Genomic DNA, 17783 nt, shown 5'->3' on the forward strand with positions numbered 1-17783 from the left:
ACCACCCCGCCCGGCCAGTCATCCCTGCCCGGCGGGAAACCACCCTGACCGGCCGGCCCTCCCGGCGAGAATGCCCCCTGCTCAGCCAGTCCTCCCCAGCGGGAATACCGCCCCGCCCCCGCCACGTTGAGGCCCCGAAGGGGGCCTCCGCATCCCCTAGGGGTTCTGTTCCCCCGCACCGTAGGGCCCGCCCACCCCCGCGGACAGAATCGCCGTCCCCGGCCGTTCCGCCCCGAGTCCGCGGGCCGGCCCCTGGCATCCCTGGGCGGCCGCGATTCCGAGCGCCACCAGCAGCGTCACCACCACGAACACGATGACGCGCTGGCGCAGCAGGCGACGGTCGGGACCCGGCCGTCGGCCGCCCGATGTCGTACGCACTGGGGTACGCGAACCGTTTCGCCCCGTGGGCCGCCCGGCCGGGACACGTCGACCGTTCCGCCCGCCGGTCCGCGGGTTCTTCCCCGCGGCCGACGCCGGACCGCCCGGCCGGGCGGCCGCGTCCCGCGGAACCGGGGGACGGGAGGGGTGCGGACGCGGCGAGGAGCTGCCCGCCGTGCGGCGCTCGGTGCGCTGCCGCGCGTACTCCTCGGCCCGCTGTCCGGTCGGCCGCTCCGCGGACCGGCGCTCCACGCGCTCCCAACCGGGCCCGGCCCCGGAGCCGTTCTCCAGCGGCCCGCCCGACAGACCGTGTGCCTCACGGGCCGCGATCTCCTTGAGCCGCAGCGACAGCGACAGGGTGCTGGGGCGGTCCGCCGGGTCCTTGGCCAGACACGAGGCGAGCAGCGGCGCCAGGGCGTCCGGCACCCCGGCGAGCTGCGCCTCCTCATGGACCACGCGGTAGAGCATGACCTCCGAACTCCCCTGACCGAAGGGGGAGTCCGCGGTGCAGGCGTACGCGAGGGTGGCGCCCAGCGCGAAGATGTCCGTCGCCGGTGTCACCGCGGCCCCGCGCACCTGCTCCGGCGCCAGAAAGCCCGGCGAGCCGACGGCCGTACCGACATGGGTCAGCGTGCTGGCGCCGGTCGCCCAGGCGATACCGAAGTCGATGATCCGCGGGCCCTTGGGCGACAGCAGAATGTTGGACGGTTTCAGATCGCGGTGCACCACGCCTGCGTCATGGACGGCCAGCAGTCCCTCGGACAGCGCGGCGCCGATGGAGGCGACCTGCGCCGGGGACAGCGGCCCCTCCTCGTTGACCTTGTCGTGCAGCGAGGGCCCCGGGACGTACTGCGTGGCGAACCAGGGGCGGTCGGCGTCGAGATCGGCCGCGACCAGCCGGGCCGTACAGCCGCCGCGGATCCGCCGGGCGGCGGAGACCTCACGGGCGAACCGCGAGCGGAATTCCTGATCCTCCGCCAGGTCCGGCCGGATCACCTTGAGCGCCACCCGCTGCCCGCGCTTGTCCGAGCCGAGGTAGACCACGCCCATCCCGCCCGCGCCGAGCCGGCGGTGCAGCCGGAACGTCCCGACGACACGCGGGTCCTCGCGTCGGAGCCGCATCATCGCCATGTCCGTCCCCTACCTGCGGTGGGGAGCCCCCTCCGCTGCCAACCGTCTGACGTGGCACAGCTTACGGATTGACGGCTCGCTGTGCTGAGAGGCCGCGCATGCGTCGGCCGGTGGATTGACCGTGGCACGTGCGATTCCCGGAGCACGGGAGCGCCTGCTCCGGCCGTGCGGTCCGCCCTCCCGCGTGAGATCCCAATGATCCGCTGCGGAAAGGGGATTGACATGATGTAGCGGGATCGGGCCGGGTTGGTCGCGGAAGCGGGGGATACGGCCGAGGCACGGGAAGGGGCGGAGGGCCCGGCGCGCTGCGGGGGCGGGGCCGCCGTGCGCGGGGGAGCGGACGGAGTGAGCGAGGTCACCCTCAGGAGTGCCCGGCGCGGTGCGTTCGACGGTCCCCCTCCGGGAGGCCCCCAGGTCCTGGACGTGTCTCTCCACCCAGAGGAGTACACGGGGCGCGGTTCCCTCATCCTCTTGGAGGCCGACCAATCGATACGACGGCATGACGCCTGCCGCCGCCCGCGTGCCTAGGGTTGTCTTCAAGCGGCGGGCGGTGCACTCGTCCCCCGAGGTCAGACGCCCGCCGCCCCAGAAGATGACGGGAGCGGGACGATGGCGCGGTTCTCCGGGCGGACGGCCCTTCGGGCACAGGGGCGCCGAGTCGCCGCCGTGCTCGCGGGTCAGCAGTCCTCCGGTACCCGCCACCCCCTCGTCGCGGTGGCCATGGTGCTGCCGCTGGCGATCGTTCTCGCCGTGGTCTTCGGCGGCTGGGAAGCCGTGATGACACAGGCGTCGTCCGTGGTCGGAATGCTGGGGCGCTGAGCAGCGCCCCAGGCCCGGGAGAGCGGCCCGGGACGGGGGACCTCCGGCTGAAACCCCGTGGGGACGGGGGGTGCGGCGGACGGCACGACGGCCGGGCATCTGGGGAGATGCCCGGCCTTCGAGCGTTCCGGACCACCGCCCCGGCCCGGTCAGCCCGCAGCGCGCGTACGATCCCGGACCGGGCCGCCCATGGCCCGCCACCACCCACGGCGCATCCGGCCCGCGCGGGATTCGGGGGAACGATGACCACCGCACTGCTCGTCCGCCTGGCCGCCCTGGCGGCGACAGCGACTCGGGGAGACGCACCGGCCCCCTCCTCCGAGGTGCTTGCCGACCGCCCCGACGGCACGGTCGTCCGCAGCGGCCGTACGGTCGCCAAGGCGCACGCCCCCGACGCCGACCCCCGCGAGCTCACCGCCCGGCTGCGCATCGCCGCCCACCCCCTCCTGCACGGCATCCTGCTGCCGCCGCTCCCCCTCACCGCCCTCGACGGCTTTCTCACCCTTGCCGAGGAGGGCCGGGCGCTCACCCGCTGGCCCTACGGCAGCCCGGTCCCGCCCGACGATCCCGACGCCGCCCCCTGGGAGGACGCCGCCCGGCTGCTGGCCCGTCTGCACTGCGTCGACCTGCGTCAACTGCCCGGCCCCGTGCCGCCGATGCGCGGCCCCGCCAAGGCTGCCCGCGCCCTGGCCCGTCTGCGGACCGCGCAGGCCTCCGCCGCCGGCCCGCCGCCCGGTTCCCGCGCACCCCGGAACGCCGCCGGCGCGCTGTCCGCGGCCGCCGCTGCCGTCGAGCGGGCCTGGGCGCTGCTGCCGCCGTGGGCCCGGGACGAGGCCCCGCCGCCGCGCGCCGGCACCCTCTGCCACGGCGATCTGCACCTGGGCCAGCTGGTCCGCCACCCCGCCGGCGACGGCCCCTGGCTCCTCATCGACATCGACGACCTGGGCCGCGACGGCGCCTGGGACCTGGCCCGCCCCGCCGCCTGGTTCGCCACCGGCCTGCTGGCGCCGGACATCTGGACGCGCTTCCTGGCCGCCTACCGCACGGCCGGCGGCCCCGCCGTGGGGCCGGACGGTGATCCCTGGCCGGACCTGGAGATTCCGGCCCGCGCGCTCACCGTGCAGACCGCCGCGCTCGCCGTAGCCAAGGCCACCGCCGCCGCCCGCCCCCTGGACGAGGCCGAGACCGCGGTCGTCGATGCCTGTGCCCGGATGACGTCCCCGCCGCAGCAGTTGGCGTCCGCCGGTCCGGACGTAGGCTGAACGCCCCCCTGCCGGGAGGCCGTTCCGGCGGCGCCACCGTGTGCAGCAGTGGATGACGGGAGTTGAGCGACGATGCAATGCCCCAAGTGCCATGCACCGATGCATACGTACCACCGCAATGGTGTCCAGATTGAGCAGTGCGCCGGCTGCCGGGGGATATTCCTGGACTACGGGGAGCTGGAGGCGCTGGCCCGTCTCGAGTCACAGTGGTCCCAGCAGGCCCCGCCGCCGCCCGCCCCGCAGGCTTACCCGGCAGCCCCCGCCTGGGGCGCCCCGCATCAGGGCCACCACGGCCACCATGGGCATCACGGCCATCACCGCAGCTTCGGCCATATGCTCTTCTCCTCCTGAAACACGACCGAGGGCCGGAGTGAAATGCTCCGGCCCTCGGGATCAGGTGTGGACGATACTGGGATTGAACCAGTGACCTCTTCCGTGTCAGGGAAGCGCTCTCCCGCTGAGCTAATCGTCCGCGGGACCACGGATCTCGAAGATCCGCAGCTGCGTGCGCGATACTGGGATTGAACCAGTGACCTCTTCCGTGTCAGGGAAGCGCTCTCCCGCTGAGCTAATCGCGCGGGACGGACACCCCGTTTCCGGGGATCCAGTGGACGATACTGGGATTGAACCAGTGACCTCTTCCGTGTCAGGGAAGCGCTCTCCCGCTGAGCTAATCGTCCTTGGAGGTGGAGACGGGATTTGAACCCGTGTAGACGGCTTTGCAGGCCGTTGCCTCGCCTCTCGGCCACTCCACCAGGAGTGAGGGGGTTCGGGAAGATCCCCCACATCGAGCGGACGACGAGACTCGAACTCGCGACATCCACCTTGGCAAGGTGGTGCTCTACCAACTGAGCTACGTCCGCAATGTCTCTCCCAGACTACGTCCGGGAGCTACCTGTCCTCCGGGGCGCTTGGCGCGTCCCGGCGACGTGTTGAACTCTAGCGGATTCCGGGGCCAGTACAAAAACGCGTTTGTGCAGCGTGCTGCGGTGCGAGCTCGGCGCAGGCGGCGTGCGGGCCGCCGCCATAGACTCGCTGACGTGCACGACTTCGCTCCGATGGCACGCTTCGGCGGCCTGATAGCCACTGACCTGCGGGATGTGACCAGCGATCCCGCGGCCCTGGACTCCACGGGCTGGTGGGCGGTCGCCGCCGACTTCGAGGGCACCGTGGTCTGTGCCCGCTTCGGCGACGTCCGTCCGGCCACCGCGGCGGACCGGCCGGCCCTCGACGGCTGGCGCGGCCCCGCGCCCGACGACTGGACCAGCTCGCTGGACCGTGACGCCTATACCGGCGGCGTACGGCGCGTCCGTGAACACATAGCGGCCGGCGACGTCTATCAAGTGAATCTCTGCCGGGTGCTGACCGCGCCGCTGCCCGACCCCGGCCGCGCCGATGTCGACGCGCTGTCGGCGGTGCTGGCCCGCGGCAATCCGGCGCCGCACGCGGGCACGATCCGGCTGCCCGGCCACGGCGTCGAGATCGCCAGCGCCTCCCCGGAGCTGTATCTGCGGCGCGACGACCGCACCGTCGCCTCCGGCCCCATCAAGGGCACCGGCCGCACCGCGGCGGACCTCTCGGCGAAGGACCGGGCGGAGAACGTGATGATCGTGGACCTGGTCCGCAACGATCTCGGCCGGGTCTGCGCCACCGGAACCGTCACCGTCCCGGCACTGTGCGCCGTCGAAGAGCACCCCGGCCTGGTCCACCTCGTCTCCACGGTGCGCGGTGAGCTGGCTGAGGCGAACGAGAAGACCGCCTGGGCGGATCTTCTGGACGCCACGTTCCCGCCCGGCTCGGTCACCGGCGCCCCCAAGTCGAGTGCGCTGCGGATCATCGAGGAACTGGAGACCGCACCCCGCGGCCCGTACTGCGGGGGCATCGGCTGGGTCGACGCGGACCGCCGCACCGGTGAGCTCGCGGTCGGCATCCGGACGTTCTGGATCGACCGCACCCCGCCCGGTGGTCCGGTGCTGCGCTTCGGCGCCGGCGCGGGGATCATCTGGGACTCCGATCCCGAGCGGGAGTGGGCCGAGACCGAGTTGAAGGCGCGCAGGCTGCTGGCGGTAGCGTCGGGCCTGCACGAGGCGAGTGGAGGAAAGCGATGAAGATCTGGCTCAACGGGGGACTGCAGGACGCCGAGAGCGCCCGGGTCTCGGTCTTCGACCACGGGCTGACGGTCGGCGACGGGGTCTTCGAGACCATCAAGGCCGAGCACGGCCGCGCCTTCGCCCTCACCCGGCATCTGGAGCGCCTGACCACCTCCGCCCGCGGGCTCGGCCTGCCCGATCCCGATCTCGACGAGGTACGGCGCGGCTGTGAGGCCGTCATGGCGGCCAACCCGATGGCCCTCGGGCGGCTGCGCCTCACCTACACCGGCGGTGTCTCGCCGCTCGGCTCGGACCGCGGCGACGCCGGCCCCACCCTGGTCATCGCCCTCTCCGAGACCCGGCGCCGCCCCGACACCACCGCCGCCGTCACCGTTCCGTGGACCCGCAACGAACGCGGCGCGCTCGCCGGCCTGAAGACCACCTCGTACGGCGAGAACGTCGTCGCCCTGGCCCGCGCGCGTGAACGGGGCGCTTCCGAGGCGCTGTTCGCCAACACCGTCGGCGCGCTCTGCGAGGGCACCGGCTCCAATGTCTTCGTCGTCCTGGACGGCGAACTGCACACGCCGCCCCTGCACTCCGGCTGCCTGGCGGGCATCACCCGCGCCCTGACCGTCGCCTGGGCCGGCGCCAAGGAGACCGATCTGCCGCTGGACGCCCTGGAGCGGGCCGAGGAGATCTTCCTGACCTCCACGCTGCGCGACGTCCAGGCCGTGAACGTGATCGACGGCCGCCAACTCGCCGACGGCCCGGGCCCGGTGACCGCCGAAGCCATGCGGATCTTCGACGAGCACTCCGCCGCCGACTTCGATCCGCGGTGATGACGGGCCCGCGCACGGGCGAGTAGAAAGTCCTCGTGACCACAACGCTGCGCCCCGCGGGACCGGAAGAACGACACGACGACGGGCACCGCGCCCGTCCGTACGACGTCTGTGTCAACAGCCGCCGGGTCGGCGGGATAAGGCTGACGACGGACGCCCGGTTCGGCCCGACGGCCGGCCGGATCGCGGAGCTGACCATCGACGAGCCGGACCGGCACCGGGGCCGCGCCACGGTCGCCGCGCTCGCCGCCGAGGAAGTGCTGCGCGGCTGGGGCTGCCGGCAGATCGAGCTGACCGTCCCGGCCGGCGCCGAGGCCGCCGGGCGGCTCGCGGCGGCGCTGGGGTACACCGAGCGCAGCCGCATGATGAGCAAGCCCCTCACCGCTCCGCCCCCGCTGCCCGAGGGCAGCAGCGACCGCGCGCTGAGCGAGGCGGAGTACCCGGCCTGGCGGGACGCCGCGCTCGCCGAGCATGTCCGTACGCAGACCGGCCAGGGCATGTCCCGGGCACGCGCCGAGGAGGCCGCGGCCGCCGGCCACCGCGCCCTGCTCCCGGAGGGCGCGGAGACGCCCGACCAGGCGCTGCGCGTGCTGGCCCACGGCGGCGCGGACGTCGGCAGCATCTGGGTCGCCCTGCGGATGCCGGACCAGCCCGGCGGCTATGTCGTCGATGTGCGGGTGGCGCCCGGACACCGCGGGCACGGCCACGGCCGGACCCTGATGCTGGTCGCCGAGCGCGAGAGCCTCACCGCGGGCCGTACCAGCCTCGGCCTGAACGTCTACGCGGGCAACGCTCCGGCGCTCGGCCTCTACGCCTCGCTGGGCTACCGGCCCACCGGGTACCTGCTGTGGAAGCCGATCCTCTGAGCGGGCCCGCGCAACGCCGGTGAGGCCGCGGGCTCCTCAGCCCTGTCCGGCCAGCAGCCGGTCGGCGATCTCCTCGATACGGGCACGCAGCCCTTCCTGGCTCTTGCCGCCGTCCAGCCGCTCTCCGCCGATCACATACGTCGGGGTCCCGGTCACCCCGATGGCCTTGCCCTCGGCCTGGTCCGCGTCGACGATCAGCAGATGCCGCCCGTCGATCAGCGCGGTGTCCAGTTCCTCGGAATCCATCCCCAGCTCGCCGGCGACCTCCAGCAGCAGCTTGTCCCCGCGCTTGCCGAGCTCCTCGGTCCGCGCCAGCACCGCCTCGATGTACGGCCAGCCCTGTCCCTGCTCGATGGCCTCCTCGGCGGCCTGCGCGGCGACATAGGCGTGCGGGTGCTTCGGCAGGGGGAAGTGGCGCAGCCGGATGTCCAGCCGGTCGCCGTAACGCTCCCGCAGCGCCCGCAGGTCCCCCAGGGCGGTATGGCAGTCCGGGCACTGCAGTTCGCACCACACGTCCAGAACGGGGCGGACGGGACGGGCGGGGGAGGAGGTGGCGTCGTTCATGGGAACCAGTCTTCCAGCCCCCGGCCCGGTGCCCGAACCGGGACCTGCGGAGGAGGGCAACCCCGAGATGTCCCTGAGGCCGTGCCGGAACATGGCCCACGCGGGCCGGGACAAGGCAGGATGGAAGGGAGCAGACTGCCTGCTCACCCATCCATCGGCAGGAGGACCGGATGCTGACCTCGACCGTCTGTGCCGCGGTGTCGGCAGCGGGCCTGGGCATCGCCGCGATCACGGCATACCGCAAGCGGTTCCTGGCCGCGACCCGCATCGCCGCTTTTTCCCTGATCCCCATAGGCCTGGTGATGACGGGCGTCATCGACTGGGTCACCGGCATCGTTTTCAAGCCCACGGTCTGGGCCGGCTTCGGCGTGCTCGCCCTCTCGGTCGTGCTGTTCATGACCACCAGGGCGGTGGAGCGCCGCCGTGGCGGGATCGGCAGCCGTAAGGAGCGCAAGGCCGCGGCGGCCGACCGGACCGACGCGGTGGCCCCGGCCGCCTCCGTCCCCTCCCTCGGCGCGGGCCGGACCGCGGCGCAGCCGGCCGCCAAGGGGAAGGCCGCACAGGGCAAGGGCGGTGCACCCAAGGATGACTTCTCGGACATCGAAGCGATCCTGAAAAAGCACGGGATCTGATGAACTACCGCTGCTGAGGCGCCTATCGGGCGTACTCAGACGATCATCTGCGTCATGATGCGCGCGAGATGAACGATGAGTGCGCCCTCGCCCAAGACGACGCCCCGTCCCCCGAACCACGCGGTTGTCTGTTCGCGCTGTCCCAGCCGCCGCTGATGCTCTTCCTCGCCGTCATCGGCTTTCTGCTCCTTCTCGGTGCGGTGCACGACCTCTTCCTCCTGTGAGGCCGGCAACCGCGCCGCCGCTCAGCCCGCGGCCTCCCGCCGCCGTGCCCGGTAGGCGGCGACATGCAGCCGGTTTCCGCAGGTGCGGCTGTCGCAGTAGCGGCGGGAGCGGTTGCGGGAGAGGTCGACGAAGGCATGCCGGCAGTCCGGTGCCTCGCAGTGCCGCAGCCGCTCGCGCTCCCCGGCGACGACGAGGAAGGCCAGCGCCATCCCGCCGTCCGCGGCCAGATGATGGGCGACCGACGCGCCCGGCGCGAAGTAGTGGACATGCCAGTCGTACCCGTCGTGGTCGGTCAGCTGCGGAGTGGTGCCGGCCGAGGCGACCAGCGCGTTCAGCTGTTCGGCCGCGGTGCGGTCGTCGTCGGCCGCGAAGACCCGCGCGAACCGCGCGCGGACGGACCGTACGGCGGCCAGGTCGCCCGCACCGAGCGCGCCCACGTCACTGACGTCGTTGCGCTGGACGAACTCTTCGAGGGCCGCGAGATCGGTCAGGCTGTCCGGCGCTCCGGGCCCTTCGCCCTCCGGGGCGGTGTTCAGCAGATCGACGACCGCGTCCAGCGCGCACCGGGTGTCATGGGTGATGATCACGGTTCCGCTCCCTGGCAGGGTGGGGCCGGACGGGTACCGCCCCCGGTGGTTGCCGAATGGTGGCCGACTTTAGCGCCTCGAACAAGCTTCAGCGCCGACTCCGCGGTGGGTCCGCGGCGACGACGCCGAAGTGTGCCGTGTGAACTTGTCGGTCCTGCGCCGTCTCCCCGAGTCGGACGGGCGCAAGTGTGAGCGGGTGGGTGCTTTCGGTAACCGGTCTGCGTCTCAGCTCTCCGCGAGGATGTGGGAGAGCTCGGTGTCGAGATCGAAATGCCGGTGCTCCGTACCGGGCGGTACGGCGGCATCGGTCCTTTTGAGGAACGACTCGAGAGCCCGCGCGGGCGCCTCGAGCAGGGCTTCGCCTTCCGGTGAGCTCAGGGCGATGCAGACAACGCCCTGTCCGTGGCTCCGGGACGGCCATACGCGGACGTCTCCGGTGCCCGTGGGCCGGTGCAGGCCCTCGGCGAGGAGGTCGCGGGCGAAAACCCACTCGACGGTCTCCTCGGCTCCGGTATGGAAGGTGGCATGCACGGCATAGGGATCGGCCGTGTCATACCGCAGGCCCGCGGGTACAGGCAGTGAGGACTCGCTCGACACAACGAGGCGCAGGTGCAGCTCGCAGCTGACCGTGGTGTTCATAAGCGCCAGGGCCTTTCGCTCAGTGTGCGCTCGGGGATTCGCACGTCGGCGAAATCGACATGCCACCTACGGTGCCGTTGTAAACCCCTCTGACGGTTTTGTGTGGCTTCAGGTACCTCTTCCGGCGGATTGCGAGATCGTCCTCGGCGGTAATTCCGGTGAACGGTCCCGTCCGGTAAGTTGGTGAGTATGAATACGCAGAGTAACGGGGGGCTGGGAACGGTGGAGGGGGACGCCGCTCCGGCCGAGAAGCCGCTCGGTTCGAGGGCGCCGCACTTCATCAAGCGCTCCCGGCCGCTCCATGTGAGCTGGCAGGTCGGAGTCTTCGTCGTCGGCCTCGCGGTCGTGGTGGCCGGCGTGATCATGCTGCCGCTGCCGGGGCCGGGCTGGCTGGTGATCTTCGGCGGTATGGCGATCTGGGCGACGGAGTTCGTCTGGGCACAGCTGGTGCTGCGCTGGACCAAGCACAAGGTCACCGAAGCGGCCCAGAAGGCGCTCGACCCCAAGGTGCGGCGACGCAACATCATCCTGACCACCATCGGCGTGGTGATCATTGCGGCGGCGCTCGCGGTCTACGTCTGGAAGTTCGGCCTCGCGATGCCGTGGAACGTCTCCGAGTGACCGGGACGTGGTCAGAAGTGCCCGCCGACGTGCGGTAATGTTGGCGGTGCGCCCGGGCGATTAGCTCAGTGGGAGAGCGCTTCGTTCACACCGAAGAGGTCACTGGTTCGAACCCAGTATCGCCCACCCCGGACGAGGGCCCGGAGACATCAAGTCTCCGGGCCCTCGCAGTTGTTGGGCGGGCCCCTCGGCAGGGGGCGCACACTGGGATCATGCCCGACTGGTCACGCCGACTGCACCGCTACCGCTTCCGGAGCGTGTGGCTGCTCCACGCCTCGCCGACCGTCGTCTACGCCGTCCTCGAACGCGCCGAGGCCTATCCGCAGTGGTGGCCGCAGGTCCGCGAGGTGACCCCGCTCGACGACCGCAGCGGCACCGCCCGGTTCCGCTCCCTGTTGCCGTACGACCTCGTGGTGGTGGCGACCGAGCGCGTACGGGACCCGGGGGCGGGGGTGCTGGAGATGGCGATGCGCGGGGACCTGGCGGGCTGGGCGCGCTGGACGGTGGTGCCCGGCGCCGGCGGCACCCGTGCCGTCTTCGAGCAGGACGTCGAGGTCTGCAAGCCGCTGCTGCGGCGGTTCGCGCTGCTGGGGCGCCCGCTGTTCCTCGCGAACCATGCGCTGATGATGCGGTCCGGGCGGCGCGGTCTTGCGGCCTGGCTGGCCCGCGGATGAGGGGCGCCGGCCACCCGGACGCGGCGGCCCGGGGCCGCCGCGGAACAGGAATTTGATGGAAGCCCCGGGCGGCCTGTATTGTTCTGCTCGTTCGCGAGGGAAACCTCGCCGACACCCGGGCGATTAGCTCAGTGGGAGAGCGCTTCGTTCACACCGAAGAGGTCACTGGTTCGAACCCAGTATCGCCCACCGGGATCAAGGACCGGGCTGCCAAAAGGCGGCCCGGTCCTTTTTGTTGGAAGAGCGCCGCGCGGGAATTCCGCCCGGCGCCTTTGTCTCCGTACGGAATTGCTGAGGGGGGATCAGGCGGCCGCCGGGAGTTCGGGACGCAGCGGCCAGTGCGGATCGACGACCTCGGGGTTGCCGCTGCGGGCGAACCACGCCTGCAGTCCACGGGCCTGGGCCGCGTACCAGACGGCCTGGCGGGTGTGCAGCTCCGCCGGGTGCAGCCCCTCCAGGCGGTCGGCGAAACGGTGCCCCAGGGCCCGGACGACATGCAGTGCGGCGAGCGCGTCGGCGGCCGCCTCATGGGCGTCGGACAGCTCGACCTCGTAGTGCGCACACAGATCGGTGAGCGTGCGGCGGCCCTTGCGGTAGCGGTCCAGGTGCTTGTCGAGGACGTGGGGGTCCAGGACGCGCAGCGGGTGGCCCCCCAGGTAGGTGGTCAGCGAGCTGGCGCGATGCCGCTTCAACTCGCGCTCCAGAAGGGTGAGATCGAACGGGGCGTTCATCACGACCAGCGGGCGGCCGGCCACCGACTGGGCGGCCAGGGCGCGCGCGACCTCCTCCAGCACCGGCGCCGGCCAGCGGCCGTGCAGCGCGAGATGGTCGGCCGTCAGGCCGTGCACCGCCGTCGCGGCATCGGGTATCTCGACGCCCGGGTTGATCAGCCAGCGGGTGATCCGGGGCGCGGAGCGCGGTGTCTCCTGGACCACCAGGGCCGCGGAGACGATGCGATCGCGCTCGACGTCGATCCCGGTGGTCTCGGTGTCGAAGGCGGCAAGCGGACCGTCATACCAGCACGGCATCATCCCAACTCCTCGCGCTCGTACGGGGGATGACATGCACGTCACCCGAGCTGGTGATACCCGAGCCGCCGGGTGCTCGAACCGTCTTTGTTTGCGGACCACTTGACGCGGAGACAACCAGAGGGACGGGCCGACGCGATCCGCCTTCTCCCCGTCATCCACTCGCATCGATCGGCACAGCCCGGAAGGCCACTCCGCGATGACGCTCGCGCAGCCCGAACCGGGCGGGCTGCTGCCTCAGCGGACCACCCCGCAGCGCGGCGGACTCGCCACCACTGCCTGTATGGAGACCCTCCAGGTCGGCTACCTCCATGCGGTCGCCGCCGCCTCCGGATGCTCGCTGGCGCAGCCCTTCCCGGACAACGGAATCGACTGGCACGTCAGCCATGGCGCGCCCGGCCACACCGTCGACGACGAGGTCACCATCAAGGTGCAGCTCAAGTGCACCTACCAGACCGCCCCGCGCCCGCCGGGGCCGACGTTCGCCTTCACGCTCGACAACGACCACCTGGTGAAGCTGGCCCGTACGCCCGTGACGGTCCACAAGATCCTGGTCGTGATGCTGGCCCCACGGACCCAGGAGGACTGGCTACGGGCCTCCCACGACCGTCTCGAACTGCGGCACTGCTGCTACTGGATCAACCTGGCCGGCCATCCGGTGACCGGCCGGCGCAGGACCACTGTGCGGATCCCCACCGCGCGGATCTTCGACGACCGAGCGCTCTGCGAGATCATGACGCGGGTCGGGGCGGGAGGGAGACCCTGATGTACCGGCCGACCGACGATTATGACGCGCGGCTGCTGGATCCCGCGCAGTTCGACCCGGCGGTGCTCAGCGCGCTGCTGGCCCGGCACGGCTGGCGGCGCAGGGGCGGGGCCGCGGGCCATTACGCCCGGTGGACACCGCCCGGCGGAGCGGGCGGCACCAGTCTGCTGATACCGCACGACCGCCGCTTCCCCGACAGCGGGGAGCTGCTCGCGGAGGCGCTGGCGGCGCTGGCGCGGAGCCCGGTGCCCTCCGCGCGTGAGGTGCTGATGGGGCTGGCGGTGCCGAGCGACGAGGTGCGCTGGGAACGGGAGGTCCCTGACGGCGGCTCGGGGGCCGCGCACTGGGTGGCGCAGGAACAGCTGCGCGGGGCGGCCCGCTCGATGCTGCTCGCCGGGGCACTGGGGACGTACGGCCGGGCCGGCTACTACGGCGCCCGGCACAAACGGCAGGCCGAGGGCTTCATGAGCCAGGTGCTGGTCGGCCCGGCGGCGGCCGGGCGCCGGCTGACCGCGTTCGTGCCGGTGCGCGGCGGCCGCCGGGCGGTCGCCGGGCTGCAGCAGGCGCTGCACGCGGCCCGCGACGCCACCGACTACCAGCGGGCCACCGGCGGGATGGAGGCCTTCGACGCGGCCGTCGAGCTGGGGGTCTGCCATGAGCTGGCCCAGGCGCTGATCGCGCTGGTGCGGGATGCGGAGGGGGCGCGGATCGCGGTCGAGTGGTCGCCGGCGGCCGGTGCCCCGGCCGGCTGCCCGGCCCGTCCCGAGCCGGTGGAGTTCTCGCCCGGCGATCTGCCCGCGCTGCAGCAGGCGGCCCAGCGCTATGTCCGCGACGAGCCCTCGCTGCCGGTCCGGGTGACCGGAGCGGTGGTACGGCTGCGCAGGGAGCGGCCGGGCGGCCCCGGCACGGTGCGGCTGCGGGTGATCACCGGAGCCGATGTGCTGCAGGTACGGGTCGCGCTGGGGGAGGAGGACTACCGGATCGCCGGGCATGCGCACCTGGTGGGGCTGCCGATCCGGGTGAGCGGGCGGCTGGAGAGCCGCGGCGGGTTCCGCCGGATCACCGGCGGCCGCGATGTCGCGCCCGTACAGGTCGACGAGGCGGAGCGGGACCGGCTGCTGAAGTCGCTCCAGGAGAATCTCGACTTCTTCGAGGAGGCGTGCGGCGCGGAGGAATGACGGCCCGCGAGCCGGGGGTGGTGAAACCGTTTCGCGGTCGGGTCCGCCGGCTCGGTACGATTCGGCTGCGCAGCAATCGCTGACGCGAAAGAGACATGAGTCAGGAGAGACCGGTGTCAGACGTCCGTGTGACCGTCCAACGCGATTCCGAGCGGGAAGAACGCGTGGTGACCACGGGCACTACGGCTGCCGACCTCTTCCAGGGCGAGCGCAGTGTCGTCGCCGCGCGGGTGGCCGGGGAGCTGAAGGACCTGGCGTACGAGGTCGCCGACGGTGACGCGGTCGAGCCCGTCGAGATCAGCTCCGAGGACGGTCTGAACATCCTGCGGCACTCCGCCGCGCATGTGATGGCGCAGGCCGTGCAGGAGCTGTTCCCGGAGGCGAAGCTCGGCATCGGCCCGCCCATCAAGGACGGCTTCTACTACGACTTCGACGTCGAGACCCCGTTCCACCCGGACGATCTCAAGCGCATCGAGAAGAAGATGCAGGAGATCCAGAAGCGCGGGCAGAAGTTCGCGCGCCGTGCGGTCAGCGATGACGCCGCCCGCGAGGAGCTGGCCGACGAGCCGTACAAGCTGGAGCTGATCGGGCTCAAGGGCTCCGCCGCGGACGCCGCCGAGGGTGCCTCCGCCGAGGTCGGCGCCGGCGAGCTGACCATCTACGACAACCTCGACGCCAAGACCGGCGAGCTGTGCTGGAAGGACCTGTGCCGCGGTCCGCACCTGCCCAGCACCCGCGCGATCCCGGCGTTCAAGCTGATGCGCTCGGCCGCCGCGTACTGGCGCGGCAGCGAGAAGAACAAGCAGCTGCAGCGGATCTACGGCACCGCCTGGCCGACCAAGGACGAGCTCAAGGCGCATCTGGAGTTCCTCGCCGAGGCCGAGAAGCGCGACCACCGCAAGCTGGGCGCGGAGCTGGACCTGTTCTCCTTCCCGGAGGAGCTGGGCCCGGGTCTCGCCGTCTTCCATCCCAAGGGTGGCGTCGTCCGCAAGGTGATGGAGGACTACTCCCGCCAGCGGCACGAGGTCTCCGGCTACGAGTTCGTGAACACCCCGCACCTCTCGAAGGAGCGCCTCTTCGAGATCTCCGGGCATCTGCCGCACTACGGCGAGTCGATGTTCCCGGCCATCGAGTTCGACGAGCAGAACTACCGCCTCAAGGCGATGAACTGCCCGATGCACAACCTGATCTTCAAGTCGCGCGGCCGCTCCTACCGTGAACTGCCGCTGCGTCTCTTCGAGTTCGGCACGGTCTACCGCTACGAGAAGTCCGGTGTCGTCCACGGCCTGACCCGTTCGCGCGGCTTCACCCAGGACGACTCGCACATCTACTGCACCAAGGAGCAGATGCCGCAGGAGCTCGACACGCTCCTGACCTTCGTGCTCGACCTGCTGCGCGACTACGGCCTGAACGAATTCGAGCTGGAGCTGTCCACCCGCGACGAGTCCGACAAGTTCATCGGCTCGGACGAGGACTGGGAGGAGGCCACCGAGGCGCTGCGCCAGGCGGCCGAGAAGCAGGGCCTGCCCTTGGTCCCCGACCCGGGCGGCGCCGCCTACTACGGTCCGAAGATCTCCGTGCAGGCCAGGGACGCGATTGGCCGGTCCTGGCAGATGTCGACCCTCCAGGTCGACTTCAACCAGCCGAAGCGGTTCGGTCTGGAGTACACGGCGGCCGACGGCTCCAAGCAGCAGCCGGTCATGCTGCACCGCGCGCTGTTCGGCTCGATCGAGCGGTTCTTCGGCGTGCTGCTGGAGCACTACGCGGGCGCGTTCCCGGCCTGGCTGGCGCCGGTCCAGGCGACCTGCATCCCGATCGGCGACGCGCATGTCCCCTACCTCCAGGAGTTCGCCGCCGAGGCGAAGACCAAGGGGCTGCGGATCGAGGTGGACTCCTCGTCGGACCGGATGCAGAAGAAGATCAGGAACGCCCAGAAGAGCAAGGTGCCGTTCATGATCATCGCCGGTGACGAGGATGTCGCCCATGGCGCGGTGTCCTTCCGCTACCGCGACGGGTCGCAGAAGAACGGCATTCCGCGCGAGGAGGCGATCGCCGAGCTCCTGGACGTCGTGGAGCGCCGCGTCCAGCTGTGACGGCCTGAGCACCCGGCCCCGGAGAGCGAGCGGCTCTCCGGGGCCGCGTCATGTCTCGCCCTCCTGCCGGAAGCGGCGCATCAGGTAGGCGGAGAAGGAGCCCACCACCGCTCCCACCAGGGCCACCCCGACGAACATCAGCCCCACCGCGATCACCCGGCCGCGTGCGGTGACGGGGGTGGCGTCGCCGTATCCCGTCGTCGTCAGCGTGGAAGCGGCCCACCACACCGCGTCACCGAAGGTGCGGATGTTCGCGTGCGGGGCGGACCGCTCGTCGTGGTAGACCGCCAGGCTGGCGGCGTAGCCCAGCAGCAGCGCGGCGAGCCCGGAGTACGTCATCACCCGCGCCTCCAGCGCGAGCCCGGGCGCGGCCCGGCGCAGCTGCATCCGCTCATGCAGATCGATCATGCGCAGCGGCCGCAACAGCGGCAGCACGGTCACGATCAGGTCCAGCCAGCGGGTGCGCACGAAGTGCCAGCGGTCCCTGCTGAGCGCCAGCCGCGCCAGGTACTCCGCCACGAAAACACCCCAGCTCACGATCGTGAGGGTCTCCCAGAAGATGTACCAACCGGGAGAGAGACCGGGGATCAGGACCCGGACCGTGTAGGAGGTGAGAAAGAGGATCGAGGCGATGAAGAGATACGGCTGGGCGCGCCTCTCCCACTCCTGTAGCCGCACGTCCCTGTCCACCGGCACAGCATCGCGGAGCGGGCCAGGGTATCCGCCCCAACGACACGGTGCCAACGGGCGAAGCCATATGCTGGCCCGTATGACAAGCGAGCCGGAGCAGCAGATCGGAGTCGGGACGCAGGACGCCTTCCAGCGCCTGTGGACGCCCCACCGGATGGCCTACATCCAGGGGGAGAACAAGCCGACCGGCCCGGGGGCCGATGACGGCTGTCCGTTCTGCACCATCCCCGAGAAGTCGGACGAGGACGGCCTCGTCATCGCGCGCGGTGAGCATGTCTACGCGGTGCTGAACCTGTACCCGTACAACGGCGGGCACCTGATGATCGTCCCGTTCCGGCATGTCGCCGACTACCCGGAGCTGGACGGCCCGGAGACCGCGGAGCTGGCGGAGTTCACCAAGCGGGCGATGACCGCACTGCGCACCGCCTCCGGGGCGCACGGCTTCAACATCGGGATGAACCAGGGCACCGTCGCCGGGGCCGGGATCGCGGCCCATCTCCACCAGCACGTGGTCCCGCGCTGGGGCGGCGACACCAACTTCATGCCGGTGGTCGGCCACACCAAGGTGCTGCCCCAACTCCTCGCCGACACCCGGGCGATGCTCGCGCGCGCCTGGCCCGCGTAGCGCCCGTCCGGCTCGCTCCGGGGCGGGTGTCCGGGGCGACACGCACCCGGACGAATCGGATAGATCGCCCTAATTC

20 protein-coding genes and 7 tRNA genes are annotated in these 17783 nt (G+C 71.6%); 16 read left to right on the forward strand and 11 right to left on the reverse strand.

The window, feature by feature from the left end; genetic code table 11:
• Window positions 1–156: 156 nt before the first annotated feature.
• Window positions 157–1509 carry a serine/threonine-protein kinase gene (locus STRNI_RS33510; RefSeq protein ID WP_266448076.1) on the reverse strand — a complete coding sequence of 451 codons (1353 nt, stop codon included), beginning with the start codon at window positions 1507–1509 and terminating at the stop codon, window positions 157–159.
• 609 nt (window positions 1510–2118) lie between these two features.
• Between STRNI_RS33510 and STRNI_RS33515 the strand changes: the two genes are divergently transcribed.
• From STRNI_RS33515 to STRNI_RS33525, 3 genes are all read left to right on the forward strand, one after another.
• Window positions 2119–2328, forward strand: a complete 210-nt coding sequence (locus STRNI_RS33515) for a hypothetical protein (RefSeq protein ID WP_018087666.1) — start codon at window positions 2119–2121, stop codon at window positions 2326–2328.
• 242 nt (window positions 2329–2570) lie between these two features.
• A complete protein-coding gene (locus STRNI_RS33520) occupies window positions 2571–3590 on the forward strand; it encodes a phosphotransferase family protein (protein WP_277412563.1) in 1020 nt (339 codons plus the stop codon).
• A 72-nt stretch (window positions 3591–3662) separates the two neighbouring features.
• Window positions 3663–3941 carry a TFIIB-type zinc ribbon-containing protein gene (locus tag STRNI_RS33525; RefSeq protein ID WP_078518485.1) on the forward strand — a complete coding sequence of 93 codons (279 nt, stop codon included), beginning with the start codon at window positions 3663–3665 and terminating at the stop codon, window positions 3939–3941.
• A gap of 49 nt (window positions 3942–3990) precedes the next feature.
• Here STRNI_RS33525 and STRNI_RS33530 read toward each other — a convergent pair.
• The 5 genes from STRNI_RS33530 to STRNI_RS33550 all read right to left on the reverse strand — a co-directional run bounded on the left by STRNI_RS33530 (window position 3991) and on the right by STRNI_RS33550 (window position 4453).
• Window positions 3991–4062, reverse strand: a tRNA-Val gene (locus STRNI_RS33530).
• Between the two features lie 34 nt (window positions 4063–4096).
• Window positions 4097–4168, reverse strand: a tRNA-Val gene (locus STRNI_RS33535).
• A 30-nt stretch (window positions 4169–4198) separates the two neighbouring features.
• A tRNA-Val gene (locus STRNI_RS33540) sits at window positions 4199–4270 on the reverse strand.
• Window position 4271: 1 nt separating this feature from the next.
• A tRNA-Cys gene (locus STRNI_RS33545) sits at window positions 4272–4345 on the reverse strand.
• A gap of 35 nt (window positions 4346–4380) precedes the next feature.
• A tRNA-Gly gene (locus tag STRNI_RS33550) sits at window positions 4381–4453 on the reverse strand.
• 177 nt (window positions 4454–4630) lie between these two features.
• Between STRNI_RS33550 and STRNI_RS33555 the strand changes: the two genes are divergently transcribed.
• From STRNI_RS33555 to STRNI_RS33565, 3 genes are read left to right on the forward strand one after another with little or no spacing between them, the layout of a single operon-like run.
• Window positions 4631–5698, forward strand: a complete 1068-nt coding sequence (locus STRNI_RS33555; RefSeq protein WP_277412564.1) for a chorismate-binding protein — start codon at window positions 4631–4633, stop codon at window positions 5696–5698.
• On the forward strand, window positions 5695–6519 hold the full coding sequence (locus tag STRNI_RS33560; RefSeq protein ID WP_018087663.1) for an aminotransferase class IV: 825 nt from the start codon (window positions 5695–5697) through the stop codon (window positions 6517–6519). The genes STRNI_RS33555 and STRNI_RS33560 overlap by 4 nt, the downstream gene beginning before the upstream one ends.
• A 35-nt stretch (window positions 6520–6554) precedes the next feature.
• Window positions 6555–7385: a GNAT family N-acetyltransferase gene (locus STRNI_RS33565; protein ID WP_266448067.1), complete on the forward strand. Its 831-nt coding sequence runs from the start codon at window positions 6555–6557 to the stop codon at window positions 7383–7385.
• A 36-nt stretch (window positions 7386–7421) separates the two neighbouring features.
• Here the strand turns inward: STRNI_RS33565 and STRNI_RS33570 are convergent, their stop codons facing one another.
• Window positions 7422–7949, reverse strand: coding sequence for a DsbA family protein (locus STRNI_RS33570; RefSeq protein WP_274734478.1), 528 nt, complete (start codon window positions 7947–7949; stop codon window positions 7422–7424).
• Window positions 7950–8119: 170 nt separating this feature from the next.
• Here STRNI_RS33570 and STRNI_RS33575 point away from each other — a divergent pair, with 170 nt between their 5' ends.
• Window positions 8120–8581, forward strand: coding sequence for a hypothetical protein (locus STRNI_RS33575; protein WP_093647683.1), 462 nt, complete (start codon window positions 8120–8122; stop codon window positions 8579–8581).
• 68 nt (window positions 8582–8649) lie between these two features.
• A complete protein-coding gene (locus STRNI_RS33580) occupies window positions 8650–8805 on the forward strand; it encodes a hypothetical protein (RefSeq protein ID WP_018087659.1) in 156 nt (51 codons plus the stop codon).
• A gap of 21 nt (window positions 8806–8826) precedes the next feature.
• Here STRNI_RS33580 and STRNI_RS33585 read toward each other — a convergent pair whose 3' ends face one another.
• Complete coding sequence (locus STRNI_RS33585) at window positions 8827–9393, reverse strand: CGNR zinc finger domain-containing protein (RefSeq protein WP_018087658.1); 567 nt, start codon at window positions 9391–9393, stop codon at window positions 8827–8829.
• Between the two features lie 225 nt (window positions 9394–9618).
• Window positions 9619–10032, reverse strand: coding sequence for an SsgA family sporulation/cell division regulator (locus STRNI_RS33590; RefSeq protein WP_003959770.1), 414 nt, complete (start codon window positions 10030–10032; stop codon window positions 9619–9621).
• A gap of 189 nt (window positions 10033–10221) precedes the next feature.
• Here STRNI_RS33590 and STRNI_RS33595 point away from each other — a divergent pair, with 189 nt between their 5' ends.
• The 4 genes from STRNI_RS33595 to STRNI_RS33610 all read left to right on the forward strand — a co-directional run bounded on the left by STRNI_RS33595 (window position 10222) and on the right by STRNI_RS33610 (window position 11516).
• Complete coding sequence (locus STRNI_RS33595; RefSeq protein ID WP_026169286.1) at window positions 10222–10653, forward strand: TIGR02611 family protein; 432 nt, start codon at window positions 10222–10224, stop codon at window positions 10651–10653.
• Between the two features lie 54 nt (window positions 10654–10707).
• Window positions 10708–10779: transfer RNA gene (locus tag STRNI_RS33600), tRNA-Val, on the forward strand.
• Between the two features lie 86 nt (window positions 10780–10865).
• Window positions 10866–11327 carry an SRPBCC family protein gene (locus STRNI_RS33605; RefSeq protein WP_020397695.1) on the forward strand — a complete coding sequence of 154 codons (462 nt, stop codon included), beginning with the start codon at window positions 10866–10868 and terminating at the stop codon, window positions 11325–11327.
• Window positions 11328–11444: 117 nt separating this feature from the next.
• A tRNA-Val gene (locus STRNI_RS33610) sits at window positions 11445–11516 on the forward strand.
• A 113-nt stretch (window positions 11517–11629) separates the two neighbouring features.
• Here the strand turns inward: STRNI_RS33610 and STRNI_RS33615 are convergent.
• The gene (locus tag STRNI_RS33615) at window positions 11630–12355 is read right to left on the reverse strand and encodes an exonuclease domain-containing protein (RefSeq protein WP_093647991.1); all 726 of its coding nucleotides are present in this window, start codon (window positions 12353–12355) and stop codon (window positions 11630–11632) included.
• A gap of 199 nt (window positions 12356–12554) precedes the next feature.
• On the opposite strand from STRNI_RS33615, the gene STRNI_RS33620 reads away from it, so the two are divergent.
• The 3 genes from STRNI_RS33620 to thrS all read left to right on the forward strand — a co-directional run bounded on the left by STRNI_RS33620 (window position 12555) and on the right by thrS (window position 16392).
• Complete coding sequence (locus STRNI_RS33620; protein ID WP_018087654.1) at window positions 12555–13121, forward strand: DUF4365 domain-containing protein; 567 nt, start codon at window positions 12555–12557, stop codon at window positions 13119–13121.
• Complete coding sequence (locus STRNI_RS33625) at window positions 13121–14299, forward strand: hypothetical protein (protein ID WP_277412565.1); 1179 nt, start codon at window positions 13121–13123, stop codon at window positions 14297–14299. The genes STRNI_RS33620 and STRNI_RS33625 overlap by 1 nt, the downstream gene beginning before the upstream one ends.
• A 113-nt stretch (window positions 14300–14412) precedes the next feature.
• Window positions 14413–16392 carry a threonine--tRNA ligase gene (gene thrS / locus STRNI_RS33630; protein ID WP_266448052.1) on the forward strand — a complete coding sequence of 660 codons (1980 nt, stop codon included), beginning with the start codon at window positions 14413–14415 and terminating at the stop codon, window positions 16390–16392.
• Window positions 16393–16440: 48 nt separating this feature from the next.
• Here the strand turns inward: thrS and STRNI_RS33635 are convergent, their stop codons facing one another.
• A complete protein-coding gene (locus STRNI_RS33635) occupies window positions 16441–17088 on the reverse strand; it encodes a potassium channel family protein (protein ID WP_042156940.1) in 648 nt (215 codons plus the stop codon).
• A 61-nt stretch (window positions 17089–17149) separates the two neighbouring features.
• Between STRNI_RS33635 and STRNI_RS33640 the strand changes: the two genes are divergently transcribed.
• On the forward strand, window positions 17150–17707 hold the full coding sequence (locus STRNI_RS33640) for an HIT family protein (RefSeq protein WP_042156938.1): 558 nt from the start codon (window positions 17150–17152) through the stop codon (window positions 17705–17707).
• The last annotated feature ends 76 nt before the right edge of the window (window positions 17708–17783 follow it).

It is taken from the genome of Streptomyces nigrescens, from assembly GCF_027626975.1.
Lineage (GTDB): Bacteria > Actinomycetota > Actinomycetes > Streptomycetales > Streptomycetaceae > Streptomyces > Streptomyces nigrescens.

Bases quoted from the DNA above. Each gene is read 5' to 3' on its own strand.
- STRNI_RS33640 (WP_042156938.1), top strand. From the start codon at position 17,150: ATGCTGGCCCGTATGACAAGCGAGCCGGAGCAGCAGATCGGAGTCGGG.
- STRNI_RS33575 (WP_093647683.1), top strand. From the start codon at position 8,120: ATGCTGACCTCGACCGTCTGTGCCGCGGTGTCGGCAGCGGGCCTGGGC.
- STRNI_RS33515 (WP_018087666.1), top strand. From the start codon at position 2,119: ATGGCGCGGTTCTCCGGGCGGACGGCCCTTCGGGCACAGGGGCGCCGA.
- STRNI_RS33570 (WP_274734478.1), bottom strand. From the start codon at position 7,949: ATGAACGACGCCACCTCCTCCCCCGCCCGTCCCGTCCGCCCCGTTCTG.
- STRNI_RS33605 (WP_020397695.1), top strand. From the start codon at position 10,866: ATGCCCGACTGGTCACGCCGACTGCACCGCTACCGCTTCCGGAGCGTG.
- STRNI_RS33615 (WP_093647991.1), bottom strand. From the start codon at position 12,355: ATGCCGTGCTGGTATGACGGTCCGCTTGCCGCCTTCGACACCGAGACC.
- STRNI_RS33520 (WP_277412563.1), top strand. From the start codon at position 2,571: ATGACCACCGCACTGCTCGTCCGCCTGGCCGCCCTGGCGGCGACAGCG.
- STRNI_RS33620 (WP_018087654.1), top strand. From the start codon at position 12,555: ATGACGCTCGCGCAGCCCGAACCGGGCGGGCTGCTGCCTCAGCGGACC.
- STRNI_RS33560 (WP_018087663.1), top strand. From the start codon at position 5,695: ATGAAGATCTGGCTCAACGGGGGACTGCAGGACGCCGAGAGCGCCCGG.
- STRNI_RS33595 (WP_026169286.1), top strand. From the start codon at position 10,222: ATGAATACGCAGAGTAACGGGGGGCTGGGAACGGTGGAGGGGGACGCC.
- STRNI_RS33625 (WP_277412565.1), top strand. From the start codon at position 13,121: ATGTACCGGCCGACCGACGATTATGACGCGCGGCTGCTGGATCCCGCG.
- STRNI_RS33590 (WP_003959770.1), bottom strand. From the start codon at position 10,032: ATGAACACCACGGTCAGCTGCGAGCTGCACCTGCGCCTCGTTGTGTCG.
- STRNI_RS33525 (WP_078518485.1), top strand. From the start codon at position 3,663: ATGCAATGCCCCAAGTGCCATGCACCGATGCATACGTACCACCGCAAT.
- STRNI_RS33580 (WP_018087659.1), top strand. From the start codon at position 8,650: ATGAACGATGAGTGCGCCCTCGCCCAAGACGACGCCCCGTCCCCCGAA.
- STRNI_RS33510 (WP_266448076.1), bottom strand. From the start codon at position 1,509: ATGGCGATGATGCGGCTCCGACGCGAGGACCCGCGTGTCGTCGGGACG.